The organism is Cellulomonas sp. NPDC057328 (assembly GCF_042667215.1).
Taxonomy (GTDB): domain Bacteria; phylum Actinomycetota; class Actinomycetes; order Actinomycetales; family Cellulomonadaceae; genus Cellulomonas.
Genome location: NZ_JBHUZW010000001.1, coordinates 131,451 through 137,926, shown reverse-complemented (window position 1 = coordinate 137,926; position 6,476 = coordinate 131,451). Strand labels below are relative to the sequence as shown.

Below are 6,476 nucleotides of genomic sequence, written 5' to 3'. Positions count from 1 at the left end.
TTTATAAGACCCACCTCATTCGTGAGGGTGGCGCTGACGCGGGGCTGCGCCGCCCCGCCGAGACAGCGCCGGGCCGGGCACCCCGCGGGGTGCCCGGCCCGGTCGCGCGACCCCGGAGGTATCACCCGCCGTCGTCGCGCGCTCCTGACGACGTGGCACGTCCACCGTCCGCGCCGATGGTGGGGTGCGGCGACCGCGAGGGGGCGGGCGCCGGCCGCGCCGCGGCGTCACGCACGCGTCCGCGTGCACGACCGACGGCACTCGGTGAAGGGCACACATCATGCGTTCACGTCTCCTCCGGGCCGGGATGGTCCTGGTCCTCCTCGCAGGCCTCCACCTGCTCGTCGCGCCGACCGCCTCGGCGCACCCCTACTGCGGCATCACGTGGGGTTCCCAGCTGCGCGGTGCGGTCGACCTGTCCGCCGGCACGCTCACGGACGTGCGGGCGGGCCGGCACGACTGCTACGACCGGCTGGTCCTCGACGTCGACGCACCGCTCACCGGCTGGTCCGTGCGGTACGTCGACCAGGTCGTCCAGGACGGCTCCGGGTTCGTCGTGCCGGTCGCCGGCGGGGCGCGCCTCGAGGTCCTCGCCGGCGTCGGCGTCCTGCCCACCGACTCGTGGTTCATCGGGTCGGGCGGCCGGCTGGTCGACACGTCGTCGTACACCACGTTCCGCGACGTGGTCTGGGCGGGCAGCTTCGAGGGCATGACGACGATCGGGCTCGGCGTGCGCGCCCGCCTGCCGTTCCGTGCGTTCGTGCTGGCCGGTCCGGGCTCCGGCTCGCGGCTCGTCGTCGACGTCGCCCACCGGTGGTGCGCCCCCGGGCACGCCACCTGCTGAGAGGTCCGCGGGCGGGGGCGCCGCACCGGCGTCCCCGCCCGTGGCCGACGCGCCCGCGCACCCGCCGGCGCACCCGCCCGCGCACCGCCCGCACCCGCCGCCGCTGAACCGCACGCCCCTCCGTCTCGTCTGGAGTACGAGGACCGACGACAGGGGCAGGAGGCGGGACGATGCAGCGACGGACGAAGGTGCTGACGGGCGTGGGGGTCGGGGTGGCGGTGCTGGTGGGCGTCGGCGCGGTCGTGGGGCCGCAGCTGTACGCGGGCACGGTGCGCGCCGAGGCGGCCCCGACGCTCGACGCGGCGGACGGCGGGCTGCCCGACCCGGCGTCGCTCGACGGCGCGTGGACCGTGGGCACCGGCTCGTGGGCCGGGTACCGGCTCGAGGAGGTGCTGGGCGGCGAGGACGTCACCGTCACCGGCCGCACCGAGGAGGTCGGCGGCGGGCTCACCGTCGACGGCGGCGCGCTCACGGAGGCCACCGTCGAGGTCGACGTCGCGAGCATCGCGACCGACCAGCAGCGCCGCGACGACTTCTTCCGCGGCACGGCGATGCAGGTCGACACGTTCCCGACGGCGACGTTCACGCTCACCGAGCCCGCCGAGCTGACCGCGGGGAGCACCGCGGCGCGGCTCGTCGGCGAGCTCACGGTCCGCGACGTCACGCGCGAGGTGACCGTCGACGCGCAGGTCGCCGCCGAGGACGGCACGGTCCGGGTCGTCGGCGCCGTGCCGGTCACGTTCCAGGACTACGGCATCACCCCGCCCGACCTCGGCTTCGTCAAGGTCGAGGACACCGGCTCGGTCGAGTTCGACCTCGCGCTCACGCCGGCCGCGGGGTGACGCGCACCCGATGAGCCCCGATGCCGACGAGCTGCTGCGCGCCGTCCACGCCGCGCACGCCACCGAGCTGCACCGCTACGTCGCCCGCATGACCGACGACGCCCGCGCGCAGGACGTCGTGCAGGAGACCCTGCTGCGCGCGTGGCGGCACCCCGAGGTGCTGACGCGCGCGGAGGACTCGGTGCGGGCGTGGCTGTTCACGGTCGCGCGCAACCTCGTCGTCGACGACGTCCGCAGCGCCCGCCGCCGCCGCGAGCTCACCACCGACCGCGTCCCCGACGCGCCCACCGCCGACGGCACGCAGCGCGTCCTCGACGCGTGGCTCGTCGCCGACGCGCTCGAGGGCCTCACGCCCGAGCACCGCGCGGTCGTCGTCGGCGCCTACTACGGCGGGCGGTCGGTCGCCGAGCTCGCCGACGAGCACGGGGTGCCGCCCGGCACCGTCAAGTCCCGCATGCACTACGCGCTGCGCGCGCTGCGGCTCGCGCTGCAGGAGAAGGGAGTGTCCTCATGACCGGCGTACCGGGCACCGACCCGTACCGCGAGTGGGACGCGGCGTACGTGCTGGGCGCGCTCGCCCCCGAGGAGCGGCGCGCCTACGAGCGGCACCTCGGCGGGTGCGACGCGTGCCGGCAGGCCGTCGCCGAGCTCGCGGGCGTGCCCGCGCTGCTGGGATCCGTGCCGCGGGACGTCGCCGGCGCGGACGTGACCACGGTCGACCCGGACGGGGGGTCGGAGGGGGCCGACGTGGTGCCGCTGGCCGCGCTCGCGGGCGCCGCACGCCGTCGCCGCCGGCGCGCGCGCACGCTGCTCGCCGCCGCCGCCGTGGGGCTCGTGGCCGTCGGCGGGCTCGGGGGCGCGTCCGTCGTCGGGGCGGACCGCGACGCCGCCGTCGTCGTCGCCGACACGCGCACCGTGTCGCTGACGCCCGTCGGCGGGTCCGGCGTGACGGCCGACCTCACCCTCACGCCCGCGCGGTGGGGCACCCGGCTGGACTGGTGGTGCGAGTACACCGCCGACGAGCTCGCCGAGGGCGTCTACGAGCTCGTCGTGGTCGACGCGGACGGCCGGCGCGAAGTCGTCGGGACGTGGTCGAGCACGGGCGAGCGCACCGCCGCGGGGCTCGGCGCGTCCGTCGCGGTGCCGGCCGACGGGATCCGGCGGGTCGAGCTCGGCGTGGTCGGGCTCGACGTGCCGCTCGCGGCGGCGGACGTGCGCGCGGAGGCGTGACGCGGGCGCGCGAGCAGCGAGGGCGGACGCGTCGGGCGCGGGGCCCGGTGCGGGGTGCGGGACGCCGGGACGGGCGCCGGCGTCAGTCGACCGGGAGCTGCGCGCCGGCGACGTCGACGGTGACCTCGGCCGCGTCGGGGGCCTCGTCGGGCAGCTGGACGACGCTCGTCGTCGGTGCCATGTCGGCCGTGCAAGGGGCGTCGCCGTAGGCCGTCGCGTCGGTGAGCGTCACGCGCAGCACGTCCGCGGCGGCGTCCCACGTGACGTCGTCGGGCAGCGTGGGGCAGCTCGAGCTGCCCCACGTGACGAGCAGGAGCTGCCGCGGGTCGTCGCCCGGCGTGACGGCGATCTCCTCCGAACCGACGTCCGGCGGCGCGCCCGGGAAGAAGGTCTCCGCGACGTTCGGCACGGGGGACGGGACGGGCGTCGCCGTCGGGTCGGTGGGGGTGTCCGTGGGTGATGCGGTGACCGTCTCGAGCGCACCGCTGCCGGGCGCCGGGGTGTCGGCGCACCCGGCGCACAGCGCGATCCCGACCACCGCCACCGTCGCGAGTCCTGCGTGTCGCACGTCGCCCCCTGGTCGTCCCCGGGCCCGGACGGCCCGTCCGGTACCACTGTCCTCCGCACAGAGCCCATCGGCACCCGCAGACCCCCGCCCCGGTCGCCGAGCTCGGTGGTTGCGCGTCGAGCTCGTCGGGGAGAGGTGACGAACTCACGGCAGAACCCCCGAGCTCGGTGAGCGGTGCGCTCGGCGGGAGGTGCGGGGCGAGGGGTGGGGCCCGCGCCCCTCCCGCCGGCGGTCAGCCCGTGCAGGTGGCCGTCAGGCCGGTGGCGCTGCCCGTGCCCTGGAAGCCGAACTCGGTGGTCCGGCCGGCCGCGACCGAGCCGTTCCACGCCACGTTCGAGAAGCGGCCGCCGCTGTGCGTGGCGTTCCACGCGTTCGTGACCGCGGCGCCGGCGGGCAGCGACGTGGTGATCGTCCACCGGCTGAGCGGCGCCGACCCGGCGGTGACGCGCACGGTGGCGACGAACCCGCCGGTCCACTGGTTCACGGAGACGCTCGCCGAGCAGGCGCCACCGGGCTGCTGCGTCGGCGTGGCGGTCGGCGTCACCGTGGGTGTCGCCGTCGGCGTGGCGGTCGGCGTGGCCGTCGGAGTGGCGGTCGGCGTCGGCGTCACCGTCGGCGTGGCCGTGGGGGTCGGTGTGGGCGTCCCCGGCCCGTCGGTCAGCGTCGGCGCGGACCACGACGCCCAGTCCGCGAGCCGGCCCTGCGCGCGGCTCGAGATGCGGATGGCGCCGGCGGCGGTGCCCGTGCCGACCAGGTACTTCTGCACGTGCTGCTGGATCGGCGTGCGCCACTCGGGCCGGTTCGCGCAGTGCGAGCCGTCCTGCACGTCGGACCAGTAGGAGATGTTCGGCCCCGCGCCGAGCGCCTTGTAGACCTCGGCGCCGCCGAGCGCCGCGACGCTGGCGGACCGCGGCCCGAGGTTCGCGATGTGCGGGTTGTCCATGATGAGCAGGCCGCGCGGTGCGACGAGGCCGACGACCTGGTGGGTGTCGATCGGCAGGCGGTTCGGGCTGCTAGTGAAGGTGCCGAACGCGTCGCCGAGCCACGGCTGCTCGCCGTACGCGCTGCTCAGGCTCTGCGCGCCCTCGCCGGGGATGCCCCGGAAGATCGGCACGCCGGCGCTGCCGGACTCGATCGGCATGGTCAGCGCGATGCGCTGGTCGAACGCGCCGGCGACGAACGCGCCCTTGCCGAACCGTGAGCACCCGGTCACACCGGTGGCGTCGGCCTTGAGGATCGACCCCCCGGACTGCCCGATGACGTCGATGATCCGGCTGACGCCCCACGCCCACGCCATCAGCAGGCCGGTCTGGCTCTGCGCGCCGTACAGCGTGTAGAAGGCGCCTTGCTTGTTCGCGCGCCCGGTGCCCTCACGGCCCACGGTGTACGGGTCGTAGCTGATGACGGCGGCGCCGGCGGCCTTGATCGCCGCGGTGTCGGCGCCGAACCCGCCGTAGACGACGACCGCCGGGAACGGGCCGGTGCCGCTGGGCAGCTCGACCTTCGCGGAGAAGCTCGACGTGCGGCCCTGGTGCGACGTGGTGACGGTGATCGACGAGCTGGTCACCGTGCCCGTCACGCTCGCCGGCTTGGCGGGCTTCTCGCCGTACACGAACTTCTCGGCCAGGCGGCGCGTCAGCTCGCGCTGGCAGCGCCAGTCGGCCTTCGTCGCGATGCGCGAGCCGTCGAGGCGGCGGAACGGGTCGGGCAGCTGCGCGTTCGTCGGCAGGGCGCCGGCGTCGGGCAGCGTGGGGACGGCGCAGTCGGCGCCCTCGTTCTCGACGGCGGACGCGAACGGTGCGGCCTGCGCGGGCGCGGCCGTGCCGACGTCGGTCACGACGGTCGCGGTCGCCAGCGCGGTCAGCGTCAGCGCGACGAGCGCCGAGCGGATCGCCGTGCGGTGCGGGCGGCGTGCTGTGGTCACGGGCGGTCTCCCTCCGGGGTGGTCCGGGGCGGGGTCGTCGGCCCACCGTCAGGCCGACACTCTCGCTCCCCGCGCGGCGGGGACGTGCCCCGGCGGCGCTCGTCCTCACTGTCGGGAGCGCCGTACCGGCGGACAATCCCGTGAAGCCTTTAGCGAAACTTTTGCCGTCGCGTCCGCGAGTGTCGGCGGCGGCGCGAAAAAGGGACGCCCCGGTGGACAGGGCGACGGCATGCTGCGGGGGTGTCCTATTCCGCACCCGGCCGCGTCCCGGGGACGACGCCCACACGGCACGACCGCACGGAGCTCGAGTGGACAGAGCTCGCGCGCACGGCGCACGCCGACGCGTGGGAGCAGCACGGCCGGCTGCGCGCGGACGCGGGCGGTGCCGTCGGGGAGCTCCCCGGCGTGCGGCTGATGGCGAGCGGACTCCCGCACGCGCAGTGGAACAACGGCGACGTCACCGACCCCGACCTCGTCGACGTCGAGGCCGTCCGTGCCTGGTACGCGCGCCGCGACGCGCCCTGGGGCCTGCGTGTGCCGGCCGGCGCGCCGTGGCCGCACGGACGCCTCCTCTTCCGCAAGCGGCTCATGCTGCTGCACGCCGCGGACCTCGTCCCCGCGCCCGCCGTGCCGGGGCTCGTCGTGCGCGCCGCGACGCCCGCCGACCTCGACGTCGTCGCCCGCGTCGACGCCATCGCCTTCGACGGCGACGCCGAGGTGGAGGCCGCGTGGATGCGTCCCCTGCTCGCGTCCGACCGCGGCACGGTCGCCCTCGCCGAGCTCGACGGCCGGCCCGTCGGCACGGCGTCGTGCCTGCGCACCGACGGCCGCGCCGGCCCGGCGGCCTACCTCGCCGGCGTCGCGGTGCTGCCGGACGCCCGCCGCCGCGGCGTCGCCGCCGCCGTGTCCGGGTGGCTGCTGACCCGCGCGGCCGCCGCGGGCGCACGCGTCGCGCACCTGCACCCCGACACGGACGCCGCCGCACGCGTCTACGCGCGCCTCGGCTTCACGGAGGTCGGCGGGCTGGACGTGTACGTGGACGTGGCGTGACCCGCCCGGCCGGGGACG

Annotated in this window: 7 protein-coding genes; 5 read left to right on the top strand and 2 right to left on the bottom strand. The window is 76.7% G+C overall.

From position 1 onward, the window contains the following. Positions 1 to 280: 280 nt before the first annotated feature. The 4 genes from ACFUMH_RS00650 (at position 281) to ACFUMH_RS00635 (ending at position 2,916) form a co-directional block, all read left to right on the top strand. Positions 281 to 844 carry a hypothetical protein gene (locus ACFUMH_RS00650; protein WP_378198746.1) on the top strand — a complete coding sequence of 188 codons (564 nt, stop codon included), beginning with the start codon at positions 281 to 283 and terminating at the stop codon, positions 842 to 844. A gap of 170 nt (positions 845 to 1,014) precedes the next feature. Beyond that, positions 1,015 to 1,686: a YceI family protein gene (locus ACFUMH_RS00645; RefSeq protein ID WP_378198744.1), complete on the top strand. Its 672-nt coding sequence runs from the start codon at positions 1,015 to 1,017 to the stop codon at positions 1,684 to 1,686. A gap of 10 nt (positions 1,687 to 1,696) precedes the next feature. Next, a complete protein-coding gene (locus tag ACFUMH_RS00640) occupies positions 1,697 to 2,200 on the top strand; it encodes a sigma-70 family RNA polymerase sigma factor (RefSeq protein ID WP_378198741.1) in 504 nt (167 codons plus the stop codon). Then, a complete protein-coding gene (locus ACFUMH_RS00635; RefSeq protein ID WP_378198738.1) occupies positions 2,197 to 2,916 on the top strand; it encodes an anti-sigma factor family protein in 720 nt (239 codons plus the stop codon). The genes ACFUMH_RS00640 and ACFUMH_RS00635 overlap by 4 nt, the downstream gene beginning before the upstream one ends. Before the next feature lie 82 nt (positions 2,917 to 2,998). On the opposite strand, the gene ACFUMH_RS00630 is transcribed toward ACFUMH_RS00635, so the two are convergent. Both ACFUMH_RS00630 and ACFUMH_RS00625 read right to left on the bottom strand, forming a co-directional pair. Continuing rightward, positions 2,999 to 3,484 (bottom strand): hypothetical protein, encoded by a 486-nt coding sequence (locus ACFUMH_RS00630; protein WP_378198735.1) that lies wholly within the window; start codon positions 3,482 to 3,484, stop codon positions 2,999 to 3,001. Between the two features lie 232 nt (positions 3,485 to 3,716). Beyond that, positions 3,717 to 5,408, bottom strand: a complete 1,692-nt coding sequence (locus tag ACFUMH_RS00625; RefSeq protein WP_378198731.1) for a cellulose binding domain-containing protein — start codon at positions 5,406 to 5,408, stop codon at positions 3,717 to 3,719. Between the two features lie 240 nt (positions 5,409 to 5,648). Here ACFUMH_RS00625 and ACFUMH_RS00620 point away from each other — a divergent pair, with 240 nt between their 5' ends. Further along, a complete protein-coding gene (locus tag ACFUMH_RS00620; RefSeq protein WP_378198727.1) occupies positions 5,649 to 6,458 on the top strand; it encodes a GNAT family N-acetyltransferase in 810 nt (269 codons plus the stop codon). Positions 6,459 to 6,476: the final 18 nt, after the last annotated feature.